Annotated in this window: 14 protein-coding genes, 1 tRNA gene and 2 pseudogenes; 11 read left to right on the top strand and 6 right to left on the bottom strand. The window is 65.3% G+C overall.

The annotated features are described in order from the left end of the window. The first annotated feature begins 48 nt into the window (after positions 1-48). The 10 genes and pseudogenes from AC07PR_RS22065 (at position 49) to AC07PR_RS22020 (ending at position 9877) form a co-directional block, all read left to right on the top strand. Positions 49-966: a LysR family transcriptional regulator gene (locus tag AC07PR_RS22065; protein ID WP_495136570.1), complete on the top strand. Its 918-nt coding sequence runs from the start codon at positions 49-51 to the stop codon at positions 964-966. Between the two features lie 756 nt (positions 967-1722). Further along, complete coding sequence (locus AC07PR_RS22060) at positions 1723-3192, top strand: aminotransferase-like domain-containing protein (protein ID WP_495136569.1); 1470 nt, start codon at positions 1723-1725, stop codon at positions 3190-3192. Between the two features lie 89 nt (positions 3193-3281). After that, a pseudogene (locus AC07PR_RS22055) lies at positions 3282-3875 on the top strand (PAS domain-containing protein); the annotation flags it as partial. Between the two features lie 14 nt (positions 3876-3889). Further along, positions 3890-3964, top strand: a tRNA-OTHER gene (locus AC07PR_RS22050). A gap of 40 nt (positions 3965-4004) precedes the next feature. Continuing rightward, a complete protein-coding gene (locus AC07PR_RS22045) occupies positions 4005-6182 on the top strand; it encodes an EAL domain-containing protein (protein WP_495136568.1) in 2178 nt (725 codons plus the stop codon). Continuing rightward, complete coding sequence (locus AC07PR_RS22040) at positions 6179-6319, top strand: hypothetical protein (protein WP_495136567.1); 141 nt, start codon at positions 6179-6181, stop codon at positions 6317-6319. Before AC07PR_RS22045 ends, AC07PR_RS22040 begins: the two co-directional genes overlap by 4 nt. After that, complete coding sequence (locus AC07PR_RS22035; protein WP_495136566.1) at positions 6316-7167, top strand: HDOD domain-containing protein; 852 nt, start codon at positions 6316-6318, stop codon at positions 7165-7167. Before AC07PR_RS22040 ends, AC07PR_RS22035 begins: the two co-directional genes overlap by 4 nt. Positions 7168-7176: 9 nt before the next feature. Next, positions 7177-8073, top strand: a complete 897-nt coding sequence (locus AC07PR_RS22030) for an ATP-binding protein (RefSeq protein ID WP_495136565.1) — start codon at positions 7177-7179, stop codon at positions 8071-8073. Next, positions 8070-9365 carry a response regulator c-di-GMP phosphodiesterase, NosR family gene (gene nosR, locus AC07PR_RS22025; protein WP_495136564.1) on the top strand — a complete coding sequence of 432 codons (1296 nt, stop codon included), beginning with the start codon at positions 8070-8072 and terminating at the stop codon, positions 9363-9365. The genes AC07PR_RS22030 and nosR overlap by 4 nt, the downstream gene beginning before the upstream one ends. Then, positions 9362-9877, top strand: a complete 516-nt coding sequence (locus AC07PR_RS22020; RefSeq protein ID WP_495136563.1) for a response regulator — start codon at positions 9362-9364, stop codon at positions 9875-9877. The genes nosR and AC07PR_RS22020 overlap by 4 nt, the downstream gene beginning before the upstream one ends. 722 nt (positions 9878-10599) lie before the next feature. Here AC07PR_RS22020 and AC07PR_RS22015 read toward each other — a convergent pair. From AC07PR_RS22015 to AC07PR_RS22000, 4 genes are all read right to left on the bottom strand, one after another. Next, a complete protein-coding gene (locus tag AC07PR_RS22015) occupies positions 10600-10857 on the bottom strand; it encodes a hypothetical protein (RefSeq protein ID WP_495136562.1) in 258 nt (85 codons plus the stop codon). Positions 10858-10925: 68 nt separating this feature from the next. Continuing rightward, complete coding sequence (locus AC07PR_RS22010; RefSeq protein WP_495136820.1) at positions 10926-11873, bottom strand: TniQ family protein; 948 nt, start codon at positions 11871-11873, stop codon at positions 10926-10928. Next, positions 11873-12823 (bottom strand): TniB family NTP-binding protein, encoded by a 951-nt coding sequence (locus AC07PR_RS22005; RefSeq protein WP_495136561.1) that lies wholly within the window; start codon positions 12821-12823, stop codon positions 11873-11875. Before AC07PR_RS22005 ends, AC07PR_RS22010 begins: the two co-directional genes overlap by 1 nt. Next, complete coding sequence (locus AC07PR_RS22000) at positions 12823-14829, bottom strand: TnsB C-terminal domain-containing protein (RefSeq protein WP_495136560.1); 2007 nt, start codon at positions 14827-14829, stop codon at positions 12823-12825. Before AC07PR_RS22000 ends, AC07PR_RS22005 begins: the two co-directional genes overlap by 1 nt. Before the next feature lie 82 nt (positions 14830-14911). Here AC07PR_RS22000 and AC07PR_RS21995 point away from each other — a divergent pair, with 82 nt between their 5' ends. Continuing rightward, complete coding sequence (locus AC07PR_RS21995; protein ID WP_495136829.1) at positions 14912-15049, top strand: hypothetical protein; 138 nt, start codon at positions 14912-14914, stop codon at positions 15047-15049. 48 nt (positions 15050-15097) lie between these two features. On the opposite strand, the pseudogene AC07PR_RS21990 reads toward AC07PR_RS21995, so the two are convergent. Together AC07PR_RS21990 and AC07PR_RS21985 are read right to left on the bottom strand one after the other, a co-directional pair. Then, positions 15098-15307: pseudogene (locus tag AC07PR_RS21990) on the bottom strand (Tn7 transposase TnsA N-terminal domain-containing protein); the annotation flags it as partial. 286 nt (positions 15308-15593) lie between these two features. Further along, positions 15594-15842, bottom strand: a complete 249-nt coding sequence (locus AC07PR_RS21985; protein ID WP_495136559.1) for a DNA-binding protein — start codon at positions 15840-15842, stop codon at positions 15594-15596. Positions 15843-16860: the final 1018 nt, after the last annotated feature.

Here is a 16860-nt window from a genome sequence, read left to right as displayed (position 1 = left end):
CTCGATTGAATACCATCCATGCATTTTGGGTATGAATTGGAGGGGCACTTGGACCGACTCCTGCTGATGACCTGCTTCGCGCGTGCCGTGGAGACGGGGAGCTTCACGGCCGCAGCTCGTGACCTGGGCCTGGGGCAGCCGAACGTGAGCCGCTACGTCGCAGCGCTGGAGGAGCACCTCCAGACCCGGCTCCTGCACCGATCCACACGGAGGCTTGCCCTCACGCCAGAGGGGCAGCGCTACTACGCGGACGTCCGCCGGATTCTTGATGCTGTGGACGAGTCCGAATCGTCTTTTAGGAGCAATGTCGACCCCTCAGGGCTCTTGCGGGTAGCCTGCCCCACCGCGCTGGCCCATGCTTTCGTGTTGCCGCACGTCCCGACTTTTCTTGAGCGCTATCCGAAGTTGACGCTGGACCTGCAAATCAATGACCGCTATGTCAACCTCGTCGATGAGGGGACGGAGTTGGCGATTCGCATCGGACACCTGGAGGACAGCGCGCTGCGCGCCCGACGCATCGGGTCTTACGAGCGGGTGTTCGTGGCGAGTGAAAGCTACTTGGCGCGGCGCGGCGTGCCGCAAACGCCTGACGACCTCCGAGACCACGACTGCGTCATCTATACGCTGCTGTCGTCGGGTGCTACTTGGCGCTTTCGTGAGACCGATGTGCCCGTTTCCGGCAGGCTCAGAGTGAACTCACCTGAAGCGGTCTGCGCGGCGGTCGTTGCAGGCTTGGGAATCGGCCACGGCCCGGCATGGCTCTTCGACGAAGGGTTGAGGAGTGGGCGCTTGAAGTTCATCTTGACGGGCTACTTCGCGCCAGCCGTGCCTGTCCAGATCGTCTACGTCGCCAATCGACTTTTGCCGACGCGAGCAACCGTGTTCATGGATTTCATTGCCGACGTCTTCTCCCGGATTCCTGCCGTTGGCGGCACCGTCAAGCCAGTCATCGCCGGTCAGCAATGACGGCCACCCACGGATGGTTTTGCCTCAATCGCACGGCCCCGCGCCGGTGCTGAAACCGTGCAGTGGTGCGGCTGGTGCCTGCAGATGGGAACTGCCATTCATCCGCGATTTTGGGCAACGAGAGATAGACGCCGTTGCCACCGATGCGGCCTTGAACTACGAACGACTTAGACAAGTCGAACCCCTAACTCGGACCTAGCACTGCTGGCGGCTCGAAACTTGCGGCCACGACGGTCGCACGCCGGCCATCGACAAATGTGGCCTACGGATAGTTGGCTGGCGCGCCCCCTCTCAACGACCGACTAGACATGATCGACTGCTGTTCGGCAGAGAGATCGACGAGTCCAAGAGCCGCTTAGGGTCGTTTGCGTGAGTCCGCGGAGACCCGCAGCGGACCTCCGATGAGGTGCACCTCGACCCGGCCCGGTGAGCCACAACGAACGGCAGCTCCAACTCGCGGACCGGTCGCTCAGGCCGTATCCCGGCTCACATCATGATGGCCGGAATGGGACTGCCACTGTGATCACGCAGAACGGCGCCGACCGACTGAGATTGCTGCTGTGCTGACTTGCGACCCGCCGAGAGCGGGCCAGCATCTCTGCGCTGTGGCCGCTCGCTGCCCGCCCAGCGTTGCAAGGCCGCCCGCGGGACTCACTCGGTCCCGCTGCCAACGCTTGCATCACCGCACCCAAGCCCTAGACTGACGGCACGCCACCCCACCCAGACGGCAGTCGACCGAGGCGCGGTGCCGACACCATGCGTGATCGCCCGTCCGCCGCCGCCGCGAAGTTCGAACAGCTGGCTCGTGAACTCGAGCAACAGATCAGCGCTGGCGTGCTGCGGGCTGGTGATCGCCTGCCTTCGGTGCGCCAGACCTGTGCCAGTCGGGGCCTGAGCCCGAGCACGGTCTTCCAGGCCTATTACCTGCTCGAATCGCGCGGGCTGGTCCGTGCGGAGCCGCGCTCCGGCTACTACGTCGCCGCCCGCGCGAGCGGCGTGCTGCTCGCCGAGCCCAAGACGTCGGCACCGCAGTCCGGATCGCAGCCGGTCGAGGTCAACGACCTGATCTACGCCTGTCTTGGCGCGGCACGAGCGCGCGATATCGTGCCCTTCGGTTCCGCGTTCCCCAGCCCGACCTTGTATCCCCTGGATCGGCTGCGCCGCGCGCTGGTCTCCAGCACGCGCCGGCTCGACCCCTGGAGCATGGTTGAGGACCTGCCGCCGGGCAATCTGCGGCTCAAGCGCGAGATCGCCAAGCGTTACCTGCTGCAGGGCATGGCGATCGCCACCGATGAGATCGTGCTGACCCATGGCGCGATGGAGGCGCTGAACCTCTGCCTAAACGCCGTGACGCGGCCGGGTGACGCAGTGGTGGTGGAGTCACCGACCTTTTACATGGCGCTGCAGGCGCTGCAGCGCCTGGGCTTGCGCGCCATCGAGGTGCCGACGCATATGCGCGAGGGCATCGACCTGAGCCGTCTGGCACAGGTCCTCGAGCTCCACCGCCCGAAGGCCTGCTGGCTGATGACGAGCTTCCAGAACCCGCTCGGCAGCCTGATGCCCGAGGCGAAGAAGCGCGACCTCGTCGAGCTGCTGGCCCGCCACGAGGTGCCGCTGATCGAGGACGATGTCTACGCCGAACTCTACGAAGGCAAGACAGCGCCGCTGCCGGCCAAGGCCTTCGATCGCCGCGGCCTGGTGCTGCACTGCTCGTCGTTCTCGAAGAGCCTGTCGCCGGGCTACCGCGTCGGCTGGGCGGCGCCCGGCCGGCTGTCGCGCGAGGTCGAACGCCTCAAGCTGATGACCAGCCTGTCAGGATCGATCCCGGTGCAGGCGGCGCTGGCCGAGTACCTGCAGGAGGGCGGCTACGATCGCCATCTGCGCGGCCTGCGCGAGGCGCTGCGGTCGCAGCGGAACAGTCTGTTCGACGCCGTGAGCCGGCACTTTCCCGATGGCAGCAAGGTGCTGCGGCCGGCGGGCGGCTATTTCGTTTGGGTGGAGCTGCCGGTCGGCGTCAATGCGATGGCGCTGCACCAGGCCGCGCTGGCGGAGCGCATCAGCCTGGCCCCGGGCCCGATGTTCTCGGCACGCGCCGAGTTCCAGCACCACATCCGGCTGACTTGCGGGCAGCAATGGGACGGCACGCTCGAACGCGCCATGCGCGCCCTGGCGCGCCTGGTCGACGACGCCGTGCGCGCTGGGCAGCCGACGCCTGCACCCATCTGATCCGGTCGCCGGCGGCGGCAACTGATCACGCCAGCGGTGCATGCCGCCGCGCAGAGTGAAGGCATGCCCCAACCCACCCTGCCTCGCGTATGCCGCACCGCCATGCCGCGCTGACGCTGGTGCCGGCCAGCCATCCCGCATCCGGCCCCAACCTGTCCCTGCACGAGGTGATGGACAAGCTGGGCCCCTCGGTCTTTGCCGGCCTGCTCGATGTCGACGGCAGGCTGCGCTATGCCAACCAGGCCGCACTGCAGGCCATCGGCCGCACGCCGGAACAGGTGCTCGGCCAGCGCTTCGAGGCCACGCCCTGGTGGCAGGGCTGCGAGTTGTCCCGGCAGCGCGTGCAGGAGGCACTGGCCAGCGCGACACGCGGCGAAGCCTCGCGCTTCGATGTGCGTATCGCCAGTGCCAGCGGCTCCATGCTGGCCATGGATTTCTCTTTGCTGCCGCTGTTCGGCCCCGACGGACGCGTGCTCTGGCTGATCCCTTCCGCTCGCGACGTCAGCGAACGCGAGCAGGCGCAGCAGCAATTGCTGCTAACTCGCCACGCGGTCGAGCAAGCCAACGATGCCCTGCTCCAGGTCGGCCCGGACGGTGCCGTTCTCGATGCCAATGCCGCGGCCTGCCGGCTTCTCGGCCTGGAGCACGCCGAACTGTTGCGGCTGCGGGTGCCCGACATCGACACCCAGGTCGACGAGGCGCAGTGGCCGCAGCGCTGGCGCGAGCTGTGCGAACGCGGCGCGCTGCGGTTCGAGACCAGCCTGCGTCACCACGCGGGCCATGAGATTCCGGCCGATGTCTCCGTCAGTCTGGTGACCAGCGGCGGCACCTCCTTCGCCCATGTCTGCATCGACGACCTGCGTGAACGACGCGCCGCCGAACGCCGCATCCAGCAACTGCTGCAGTTCGACGAACTGACGGGCTTGCCGAACCGCCAGTTACTCGTGGAGCGCCTGGACGCGATCCTGCATACCAGCGCCGAAACCGCGGTGCTGATGCTGGAGCTCGACCGCTTCAAGCGCATCAACGACGGGCTCGGCCCCCATGTCGGCGACGCCGCGCTGCGCGAAGTCGCTCGGCGCATCGCCGCCACCGTGCGCACCGTCGACCTGGTGGCGCGCCGCGGCGGCGATGAGTTCGTGGTCGTGATGCCCGCTCCTGCGGACGCGGCGACGCACATGGGGCAGGCACTGCTCGACAGCATCGCCCGGCCGATGACGATCGAAGGCCACGAGATCCACCTGACCTGCAGCATCGGTACTGCCGTGGCGCCGGCCGACGGCGACCATGCCGACACCCTGCTGCGCCGCGCCAACGCCGCGCTGCACCAGGCCAAGCTGCTGGGCCGCAACCAGGTCAGCGCCTATGCCGGTGCGCCGCATGACGACGACCCCGAACGGCTGACGCTGGAGACCGCGTTGCGCCATGCGCTGCGCGACGAACAGCTCGAACTGCACTACCAGCCGCAGCTCGACCTGGGCCATGGCCGCATCGTCGGCGTCGAGGCCTTGCTGCGCTGGCAGCACCCGACCCTGGGTCGCATTGCCCCCGACCGTTTCATCCCCATCGCCGAGGAAACCGGCCTGATCGTGCCCATCGGTGACTGGGTGCTGCGCCACGCCATCGAGCAGGCGGCGCATTGGCAGCGCGCCGGGCTTCCGCCGCTGCGCATGGCGGTCAATCTGTCGGCGCGCCAGCTGCTGCAGCCGGACCTGGCGCGGCGCATCGAGGCCCTGCTCGCGGCCAGCGGCCTGGACCCGCGGCGGTTCGGCGTCGAGGTCACCGAGAGCATGCTGATCGCCAACTTCGACCAGGCGGTGCAGCACCTGAGCGCGCTTCGCGCCCTCGGCGTCGAGGTCTCGCTCGATGACTTCGGCACCGGCTATTCCAGCCTGAGCTATCTGCGCCGGCTGCCGGTGGACGTGGTCAAGATCGACCGCTCGCTGGTGCCCGACGTCAGCGCCCCGGCGGAAGCGGTGTCGATCACGCGCGCCATCATCACCATGGCCCAGCAGCTGCAGATGAAGGTGCTCGCCGAGGGCGTCGAAAGCGAAGGCCAGGCAGCGCTGCTGGCCGCCAACCGCTGCGACCAGATGCAGGGCTACTGGTTCAGCGCCGCGGTGCCGGCGGAGGCCATCGAAACCATGTTGCGCGAGGGCCGGCAGATTGATGCAGCGCTGATCGGCCGGCGTTCGCGGCAGCGCACCCTGCTACTGGTCGACGACGAGGAGAACATCCTCGCCGCGCTGCGACGGCTGCTGCGCGCCGAAGGCTGGCTGGTGCTCAGCAGCACCAGCGCCGAGCAGGCGCTTGAGCAGATGGCACGGCACGAGGTCGACGTGATCCTGTCCGACCAGCGCATGCCGGGCATGACCGGGGTCGAGCTGCTGCGCCGCACCCGCCAGCTCTACCCGGAGACCATCCGCCTGGTGCTGTCGGGCTACACCGAGCTGCAGTCGATCACCGACGCGATCAATGAAGGGGCGATTTACAAGTTTCTCGCCAAGCCCTGGGACGACGAACAACTGCGCGCTCATCTGCGCGAGGCCTTCACGATCAAGGAGATGGCCGACCAGAACCGCCGCCTCGGCCAGGAGGTGCAGGCCGCCAACCAGGAATTGGCCCAGCTGAACCGGCGCCTGCAGACGCTGCTGAGCGCCCAGCGCGAGCGCAACCTGCGCGAGGTCGGCAGTCGCGAGGCGGCGCAGGAGCTGCTGGATGCCGTACCGGTGCCCGCGTTCGGCATCGACGACGAAGGCCTGCTGGTGTTTGCCAATGCGCCGGCTCGCGCGCTGTGCGGTCTGGCCGTCGATCGGCTGGGTGAGCCGGCCGGCGAGCAGTTGCCGCCCAACCTGCGGCAAGCGCTGGACGGCGACGCCATGCTGGTGACGCTGGCCGGGCGCCGCTGGTGGGCGATCAGCCGTCTGTTGGACGGCAATGCGCGCGGCCGCCTGCTCGTGCTGCTGCCGCAAACCGAGGCTCCGAAATGAAAAGTCCAGAAACCCCTGAGAAAACGCCGGTGGAGCCGGCTGCGCTGGCGCAGCTGTTCCGTCACAGCCTGCGCGACGGGCGGGTGCACCCGCTGCTGCATCCGATGCGTCGGTATCGCCAGGAGTCGCCGCGATGAGCACGGCCTTGCGAGCCATCACCCGCGACGAGTTGCTTGCCGCGCTGCGCGACCTGCCGCCGCTGCCCTCGCTGGTGCTCGAACTGGTCGAGTCGCTGGGGCAGGAAGGGCTCAGTGCCGAGCAGTTCGCCACCAAGATCTCCCAGGACCAGGCCTTGGCCGCCAAGACCCTGCGCTTGGCGAACTCGTCCTTCTACGGTCGTGGCAGGCGGGTTGGGTCAGTGGCCGAGGCGATCGGCGTGCTAGGCCTGCGCACCGTGCGCGGGGTCGTGACGGCCGCTGGCCTGGCCGGCAGCTTCGGCCACCCCGCTGATTTCGATCACGATGCCTTCTGGCGCCACTCGCTAGGCAGTGCCCTGTGCGCGCAGGCGCTTGCCAGCGAACTGGGGCGCGACGACGCCGACCTGGCCTTCACTGTCGGCCTGTTGCATGACATCGGGCGGCTGGCCCTGGCCAGTGCGTTTGCGCCGGCCTACGCCGAGGTCGGACGCTGGCGGCACGAGCAGGACTGCCCCGCCGATGATGCCGAGCGCGGCGCGCTCGGCATCGATCACGCCGAGGTCGGCGGGCTGATCGCCGGGCATTGGAACTTCTCACCGGCCATCGTCGACGCCATCCGCGAGCACCACGCACCATCGGCCGCCGCCGGGCTGACGCTGACCGGCATCGCTCATGTCGCCGATGCCATCGCCCATGCGCTGGGACTGACCGGCGATGCCGACGAGGCGGTGCCGAGCCTGGCACTGCCGGTCTGGGCCGCATGCGGCCTGGACGACGCCGCCTGCCAGCGGGTGTTTGCGCACACCGAGGCCCAGTTCGAGGCCATCTGCGAGGCGCTGCTTCACTGAAGGACCCCCATGACCAACGCCGAACTCCTCTCTTTGCAGCGCGCCAACCAGGAGCTGCGAGCGCTGAACGACAGCCTACGCAGCGCGCAGGACCAGTTGCTGCAGTCCGAACGGCTGGCCTCGATCGGGCAACTCGCCGCCGGCGTGGCGCACGAGATCAACAACCCGATCGGCTATGTGTTCTCCAACTTCGGCACGCTGCAGGCGTATCTCGTGCGTCTGTTCGAGATGCTTGAGGCCTACGAGCAGGCCGAGGCGGCGCTGGCCGGCAGCGCCGTCGCGGAGCGGCTCGCGGCCTTGCGCGAACGGGTCGAACTGGACTATCTGAAGCAGGACATCCCCATGCTGATGGGCGAGTCCAAGGAGGGCCTCTCCCGGGTGCGCCAGATCGTCCAGGACCTGAAGGATTTCTCGCGCGTCGACACCCACCAGGAATGGGTTTGGGCCTCGCTGCACCAGGGCATCGACTCGACACTGAACATCGTCGCCAATGAGATCAAGTACCGGGCCGACGTGAAGCGCGAGTACGGCGAGCTGCCCGACGTCGAATGCCTGCCCTCGGAGCTGAACCAGGTGTTCCTGAACCTGCTCGTCAACGCGGCCCATGCAATCGGCCCGGAACGTGGCCTGATCGTCGTGCGCAGCGCCGACGCCGGCGACAAGGTCTGGGTTGAGGTCGAGGACGATGGCTGCGGCATCGCGCCCGAGCACCTGGCGCGTGTCTTCGACCCCTTCTTCACTACCAAGCCGGTCGGTCGCGGCACCGGCCTGGGCCTGTCGCTGGCCTATGGCATCGTGCAGAAGCACCAGGGCCGCATCGACGTGCGCAGCGAACCGGGCCGGGGCTCGTGCTTTCGCGTCACGCTGCCGGTGCGGCGTCCGGGTACCTCCGGGGCTGCAGCATGAGCGCTGAACCCACGCCCTGGACCCTGCTCGCCGTCGACGACGAGCCCAACATCCTGGCCGTGTTGCGGCGGCTGTTCCGCAGCACCGGCTGGCGCATCCTGACCGCCGGCAATGCCGAAGAGGCGCTGGCCCTGCTCGCCAACGAGCCCGTCAACGCCGTGCTGTCAGACATGCGCATGCCGGGCATGGACGGCGTGCAGCTGCTCGAACGCGTCGGCCAGGGCTGGCCGCAGACCGCGCGCCTGCTGCTGACCGGCCAGGCCGATCTGGGCTCGACCATCGCCGCCATCAACCACGGCCGCGTGCACCGCTACATCGCCAAGCCCTGGAACGACGACGAGTTGCTGCTGACCCTGAGGCAAGTCGCCGAGATCCAGCAGCTCGAAGCCGACAAGCGGGCGTTGGAGCGCCTGACGCAACAGCAGAACGACGAGCTGAAGACGCTGAACGCGAGTCTGGAGGCCCGCGTTGCCTTGCGGACCGAGGAACTGGCCGCGGCCAACGACAGGCTCAAGCGCAACTACCTGACCTCGATCAAGGCCTTCACCGCGCTGATCGAGCTGCGCGACCGCGCCCAGGTCGGCCATGCCCGCCAGGTCGCCGATCTGACGCGGCGCATCGCGCAGGTGATGACGCTGGACGCCAACACGGCGCACGATCTGCCCATCGCCGCACTGTTGCACGACGTCGGCCACATCGGCCTCAGCGACGCGGTGCTGGCGCGGCCCCTGAACAAGCTCGACCGCGATGAGCTGCGCCGCTACCGGCTGCACCCGGTGCTCGGCGAGCAGGCGCTGCTGGCCAACGACGACATGCAGGACGTGGCGCCGCTGATCCGCGCCCACCACGAGCGCTGGGACGGGCAGGGATTCCCCGACGGCCTGCGCGGCACGGCGATCCCGCTTGGTGCTCGCATCCTGGCGGTGGCCGACGCCTACGAGGACCTGCGCAGCGGCCATCTCGACGGCCAGGCCCTGAGCCCCTTCGAGGCCCGTCAAGCGGTGATCGCCGGGCGCGGCAGCCAGTTCGACCCCGGCGTCGTCGATGCCTTCGTGAGCCTGTTCTCGACCGCGCCGCCCAGGCCCAAGCCGGCCATGCTGCGGCTGGCCACTGCGGAGCTTCGCGCCGGCCAAGTCCTGGCCAAGGACTTCATGTCGCCCGAGGGCGTGCTGCTGCTGTCGGCCGGCCAGCGTCTCAGCGACGACCTGATCGAGCGCATCCGGGGCTTCGAGCGCAAGCATGGCCTGAGCCTGCTGCTGTCCGTGCAGTCGCCGCAGGAGAGCGGGTTATGAAGCGCCTGCTCATCGTCGACGACGAGATGCCGGTGCTGCAGGCCCTGCGCCGCCTGCTTCAGCGCCAGTTCATACCGCAGCAGCTCAGTGTCGCGCTGTGCAGCGATCCGCTGCAGGCCCTGCAGCGCCTGCAGCACGAGCGCTTCGATGTGCTGATCAGCGACTACCGCATGCCGGGGCTGGACGGCGTCAGCCTGCTCGCCCGCGCCCGCGAACTGGACCCGCGAGCGGTGCGCCTGATGCTCAGCGCCGCGACCGACTTCGGCACCCTGCTGGCCGCAGTGAATCGCGCCGGGGTGTTCCGCTTCGTCCCCAAGCCCTGGAGTGAGGCGCAGCTGCTCGCCGATCTGCAGGCCGCGCTGGCCTTCGACCCCTGCGCCATGCCCAGCGCCTACGAGCTGGAACGGCGCCGGCTGGAAGCGATGGAGCCAGGCATCACCCAGGTCGACTGGGGCCCGAACGGCGAGGTGTTGATGCCAGGCCCGCTGCCAACGGGACCGGGCGGGTTGTGAAGAAGGGCCAGGTCAAGTTTGCCAAAGCCGCCAGGTCGAGGTAAACGAGCGTGAACAGCTGCGGGCTGGGCGCCTTGATTGACTGATCTACGACTAGTACTCCCGCACATGCGGTCGACTGCTTTGGACTTTGCAGCGGTCAGATCTGGATCCGGGCCGAAAGACCGTAATCGCTGCAGACCAGACGCAGCTGCACACGCTTTAGAACGCGGCCTGACATGTGCAATAACTTCAGCCTGAGCGGCCACCCCGGTCACGATCAGCGACAGGGTCACGACAAGCAACGTCCGGCTACCATCGCGAATGGCGGTCATGACCAGTGCCTGTGGTCAAAGTTGGCCGGCACGGTGGTCACGGGGTACCAGCATGAGCAAACCTACCGATCGACAGGCGTCGCAAAGAGGGCATCGACGTCCATCAGAGGGCCTGTCGACAGTCCTCAAGCTTGTCTGTGGTTGCCGCTCGAAAGGGCTCCACGGCAGCACACCCATTCCCGCGTCAATGCGCGAGCCGGCCTTTCGCCTTCAGCATGACGACTCACCCGTCGAGATTGGTTCGCCGGGCTTGGCAGCCAACATGTTCGGCGGCTACTGGCTCCTCGAAGCCCTCCCGATCAGCCTCCACACTTTCCACTACCTTGTACGAGCGACGCTGCTCAACTGGTGGGACTCGATGGCACAAGAGTCCCCCGCGAACGCCTAAGACGGCGCGAGCGATGCTCCTCAAGTTCGGCCTCCCGCAGCTTTGGCTTTAACGGCCTCCGCCGCAGCTGCATCGTTCATGTCCTCGACCGATAGGTGGCGGGACGTGGCAAACAGGCCTTTCAACCCCGAGACATCGCGGTTCCGCGGCACGAGTAGATAGCACCCGCCATCGTGAGGAATGAACTCCACGATGTCACCGCCCTTCAACGTCAAGTCGGCTAACACTTCTTGCGGTACTGCCAGATGGCCGCCCGCGTCGACTTGAGAACGCGTCATGTAAGTCTCCTTAGGACGCATCACCTAGACGCGTCAGTTCAGCTACGGACGCTGCAGAGCCCTGTCCGTCAGGGTGGATCTTCGAACAGTTCCTCCTGTCTTTGCAGCTGCGAGCGAATGTTTCGCCAAGTCGGTCTCGCCGCCACATGACGCAGCGCAAGGGCCGCCGCAGATCGGTCACGTTGAGATACCCCTCGAACCGTCTGCTCCGCGAGCGCACTCGCCACCGCCGCCGACCCATCGACCCGGCCCCAGATCTCCAGACGCGCGAGTGAAGAGAGGCCCTCCTGCACCAGTACATGGACGGCGGCAGAGTTCAACCAAGTGGTTGTCGCATCTAGTACCGCGCCTCGGTAGGCCCTCCCCCCACCAGCGAAGGCCTGCACGAGACGAGCTGCTCCGTCCAAGCTGAGACCACGAAACGGCGCGAGCGTCAGCGGTACGTCGGCTACGGCACCACCTAGGTGGTAGGCCAGCCTAGAAGAAAGCATGGAGCACCACGCAGTTACCTCGGGGGTGGCTGCCGTTGATCTCGGGGTATCGGTGAGGTATGCCCCGCATCTGCACATCTCCAGCGCCGGTCGACTCGCTTGAATGGAACTTCCACAGGCGTGACACATATCGACAAGCATCGTGCCATGGACATGACACGCACAGTACATCAGCAGATCCCACTCCAAGCACCCCACACCGGCCGCCTCGAGGCAGAGCGGGCAGATCTGCTGGCGTGTGCCCCTAAGCAGGAGATCGTCGCGCCAGCGGGTTCCAAAGAGCTCTATCTCGAACCACCTGTCCGAGCGCACTCGCCTCGGCAAGCGAAGCTCAAACCATGTGCACGGTTGACCAGACCACTCGGCGAAGAGCTGGGCGTCAAGGTCTCCGATCCGCCGGCGCGAATCTTCTTGGACGGCCCTCTGCGCCTCGGTTGCTGTCGCGCCGTTCTCGCGGAGCAATCGAAGAACGAAGCTGTGGACTGACTCCTCCGGCCGCGGTGCTAGCTGGATGGGAAGAGGCATCATCGGTTGGACCACGGGTTCTGGTTGGAAATGACACCGCCGAGCGAACGATCAAAGCCGACCGCCAGGTCTGCCTGATCGAGCGCGTGCTTTCCGCTGTCCACGGAAACCAGGATCGCTTCGATGAGAAGTAGCTTGAGCCACCGCAGATTCCCGAGCACTGCTCCGTGTAGCAGCTTGGCAGCTCCGGGGTTGCTCAAGAACGTAAGGTCGTGGTGCTGGCTGCGCGCCACCAAGGCTCGGACAAGGCCGATCCACGGCGGCCCAAACGCAAAAGCTTCGAGCTCCACCTTTGCACCGCAACGGCTGTGGAGATAGCGATCGCGATCCTTCAGGCCCAGGAGCGCAGGACCGCCGCAGAGCACAAGCCCAACTCGGCTATCGACGACCTCGCGGAAGAAGTCTGAGGTGATGGACCCTTCAGGCGAGGACTCGCTGGGCCGAGCACTGGCGTTGCAAAGATGTTGAGCCTCATCGACGAGGACGAGCTTGGTCCTGTATCGCTTCAGGACGTCGAGCGCCACTGCCCGCTTTCTTGCAAGCTGGCCGCCGGTCACCCTAGGGAACGGATAGTGCGCAGCGGTGAGGATGGCCTCGATGGCTCCCTTGAGCGTGGGCACGCGGGAGAGTCGAAGGCTAATTACAGGGCGGTGGCCCGGGGTCTCTTCGCTTAGTGGCAACGAGGCCGCGAAATACTGCAGCAAGGTAGTCTTCCCGCTGCCAGGGCCTCCGTACACAATCAGCCCCGTAGGGGCGCTCAGTGCGCTGCCAAGCTGAAAGGCCCGGTCCATCGAACGCAGCGCTTGCTCGAAACCTGTATGAAGAACGACTGCTTGGTCGACCTCGATGCAGCGCGAGATGGCCAGAGGCGAATACAGCGTCTGCCGCCGAGCCACCACCCGCGCGTACTGCTCGCGTTGCGCTTCTTCGCCGATGTCTTGGGCGTGCATCAGAGACCACCCAAATCCAAGGATTCGAATTCCGGGATCTCGTGGTCTGGAATCGTCATGTCGGCAGCCGCAACCACCGATTCCGTCCGGAACGAAGAGAGCTTGGCAGCCGGAACCCCTACCCCCACCAATGCCTCCGCGGAGGTGAGTCCTGATAGGCCGCGCAGAGTCTCCTGCTTCAACCGTTTCCCAGAGATCACTCCGCTGTTCCACATGTCCATGAGGTCCAGCTTGGTCCGATGGAGTCGCTCCGGGATCTCCCGGCGACGCAGCTCACCCTTCAAGAGCGCTCGAATGGCCTTGTGCTGAATGATGGACAACCCATCGGCATAGTCGGGATCGCAGCTCGGTGTTTCAAGCCAGCCGCCCGAGACTGGATCGCGCACGAACACGCTTCCCAAGTTCATCCCATTGAATTTGACTGCAGTCTTGAAGTTGCAGCCCCGTCGACGCCGCAGCGCTTGGAGCTCACGCGAGTTGTATCGGAGGTACTGGGTCACCACCCCTTCATTGCCAACTGTGAGCTCGATGCTGGGCGCAACGATGATGTCTAGCTCTCGCGTGCTGGCTGGCAAACGCGGCGGAAGCAGCTTATCGATGCCAGTCGAGTAGCGATCGAAGGGGGTGCTCAGCGTTCGCTCATTGATCTGGAAGGGCAGTTGATCTACAACCAGCTTCAGAAGCCCGTTGCAGAAGGCGCCGAACGTGATGGCAGCCGTCTTGTCCGGGTTGAGCGGTAGGTAGTTGTCCAACGGCTTGTTGACCCGTCCTTCCTTCGGCAACTGACCGGTGATCTCGCCGATGATGCGTTCGACGTTGGGCTTCATCCACGGATGACGAACGGGGCAGAACGTGAGATCCATGTTCAGGTGCTTAGCAACCTGGTGGAACTGCTTCGAATGGAATTCGAGCCCGTTGTCGAGGGCAACCATCATGGGAATTCCATACGGTAGCCACGGGTTCCGCAGGCCCTGCCCCGCCGTGTATTCGTCCTTCGGAGAGATCGCCACCTTGAGCGCTGCGAGGGCCGTAGTCAGACCTGTTCCCCAGAAGCTGACGAAGAAGCCCGTGACGTAGTGTCCGAACGCATCAACGACGATCGTCAGCGTGGGGCGGCCCAGAGGCATCCCATTCAGGTCGCTTACAACCACGATGTCCAGAATCGTGTGGTCGATTTCGTATCGCTGCTGCGGCCGCTCGACGTCAACGCCTGCCAGCGAATACCGCCAGCGATTCTTTGCGTAGGCCGGCCCAAAGCGTGCGACATCCCGCTCGTATGGAGGCGTCTCCTGCATGAGCCTGCGCAGGGTCGACAAGCTCATCGACGCATCGTCCTCGGAGACCACCCCGGCCTGCGCCAGCGATTCCAGCTTGCACGCCACAAGTTCATGTGTCTTAACCAACGGCTGTCGCGCCCGCTGCAGATAGTGCTTGCGAATGAGGCTACGAGCAGCCTCCAACACGGCAGGATCCTTGCGTGGAGGCGATCGCCGAACGGCAGATCGACTCAGCAACGATGCGATGTTGCCCTCGCTGTCCAGCCACCGCCGCATCCACTCCATGACGGTGGATGCCCGCGGAGGGTGCGGATCCTTGATAGGCTCGCTCTCATCGGTCATGGGCAGGAACCCGTCGAGTCCCTTCAGCTCCTTGGCGATGGCGCTTCGCTGTCCCCTGGTGAGTCCCGTGCGTTGGAGGTACAGCACATATCGATGGCGACGATTGATCTCCTCTTGGTGATGCGGCGCCAAGTCAGCCAAGGTGGTCATGAGCAACGGTGCTCGGTCATCCGACTTCGCGAGCACCGGCGTGGATGCGCTTACAACGACGATTTCTCCCTTCAAAACCTGGCGCTGCAGCGCCGAGAGGCTCATGGTCCTCGGCGCACGAGTGACCTGGTCGATGAAGACCAGCGTCTTGGCGTCGTCCCCCAGCTGACGTTCAAGCTCCCACGTCCGCTCCCCATGGCGGACCACCAAGCCAATCGCTACGACGTACGAGTTCACTCTCCGGCTCCAAGGAATGAAGCCAGTTCATCGGGGTTAGGTCGAGTGCGCAGCCTACGGTCAGATATCTGCGGCCCACAGCGTGAGCGATGACAGCCCGATCAAGGCCAGCCGCAATCGCCGCAGCGATTTCGAGGCCTCCGCTGTCTCGCACGAGCCGAAGCAGTCGCCGCAGTTCCTGACCCGGCGCGACACGGCGTGCAGCGTCCCTCAGCTCTGACGCACGACGCCTGAGATCCTGATGAAGCCTTGCATCGGTACACACGTACAGCGACTGTCCTCGCTTCGCCAGGATGCTTGCGCAAGCCATCAACTTCGCGCGGTGCTTCTCCAAAAACCGTTGAGGTTTGACCTCGACCACGATGCTTTCGCCGTCGTCGAACGTGAGTTCGAAGTCCGGTGTGTAGGTCTGCTTAGGTCGACCAAGCTCGTAGTTGATCGTCAGCGGCTGATGCCGAATACCTCGAAGGCCTGGCATTAGAAGTGCGACCTCGATAAAGCTTCGCTCAAGCCGAGATTCATGATGAATCTCGCGCTCTTGAAACCAAGTCGCGTGTATGACACCCACCTCACGGTGTGGCGCCCGCGAAATAACGACACGCGCTGGTTTCATTTCCCCGAGAAATGGCAATAGATGTCCACCCTCCGGCGAGCGGAGGGACTTGACGGGGAGCTCGGGGGAGTTGAAACTAAGGCTTCCTACAGCGGTTGTTTCGGCAACCCCGGACGCCGGCCCGTCGAAAGATTGGTCGGCGTTTGTCTTTCTACATGAGTGCGCCCTCCCGGCTCAGCGGCTCTCGCGCGCTGGTGACAGCCTGAGGTCGGCGCTTCAGGCCCAGTTCTACAGCGATCCTATGAGCCTCCCCTCGCAGCGCGAGGCTGCGGCCACTGAGCACTTGGTAGACAGCGCTCGCGGAGAAGCCGTGTTCCCGAGCCCACTCCGCGATCGACTCCCCACGCTCGTGGAAGGCCTCCCGTGCTTGGCGAACTTCGTCGGCAGTAAACGTGTTCATGGCGGCTGTCGGTCAGGAAACAACCGGTCCAATATATCTTTGTCAATTCGATTCAGCAAGTTTATATAGGTTGCCTCAGTCGCCATCAGATAATGTTCACCGAGTCCTGAACTTCCAAATCCACAAAGTTCTCAACTCACGCTGCCAATATGCCCAATTTTGGGAATCGGATTTATACGTCGTGGTGAGCGAGGTCGGCGCGCGCACTCGGACTTGGAGCCAAACACATCTATTGGCGGCACGGCCGACGCTTTGACGGGTGCATAGGTTTGAGCGCTGGCCTGCGCGGGTTAGTGACATTCCCAATCAGAGACGTCGCCAAGAGTCGCAAGCGCGATGACTCAACGCCATCAGCAACCGTAGCAATGCCGTGAGGTCATTCCAGCGTCATGTCAGCCAGCGCATCCAATGCAGCGAATCTGGCGTGCTCGGCTGAGGGGTACTCGCCCGGGAGCACTCGCCTCATGGGTGGTCCCACTTCCGCCGGCGGGACGAGGATCAGCACGGGTGCGTACAGTCCGGAGCTGAGCGGTTGTGCATCGATGTCGGCAGTCCAGTCTTCGTCCACTTTCCGACCCTCCACGGCTCCTGATCATCCGCTCGAAGCGGGAGACTTCGTAGCCGAGCATCCCCGCGTAAAGCGCCGTGCGGTCAGAGTTTGCGACACCTAGCCCGAAGGCAGCGATGGAGTGCCCAGCTGCCACACCGTTTAGTGACGTCAGCCACGTTGATCATGCCGGAGCCGAAGTCGTAAGGCTCTGTACGAAGCGGCGCAGAAGCTCGGAACGGGACAGAGAATGTGAGCAGCAGCATTCGCGGTTCCGCAGACCTTACCGCCCGCGAGTTGCGGTTCCTAGGGGCAATGACGGCGGCCGTTGAGGTGGATGTTGCTTGCGCTCAGGCCGTATTTGACCCGGGTCATTTCCATGGAAACTGACCCCGTGTTGATTGCCGCCGAATCCTGACCCACCGACCGCACTGATTTCCGTTCAAACCTGACCCACGTATGAACCCTAGC

This window comes from Roseateles sp. GW821-FHT09H11, from assembly GCF_059415845.1.
Note: the sequence above shows the minus strand (reverse complement) of the source record. Positions and strands in the feature narration are given on the sequence as shown.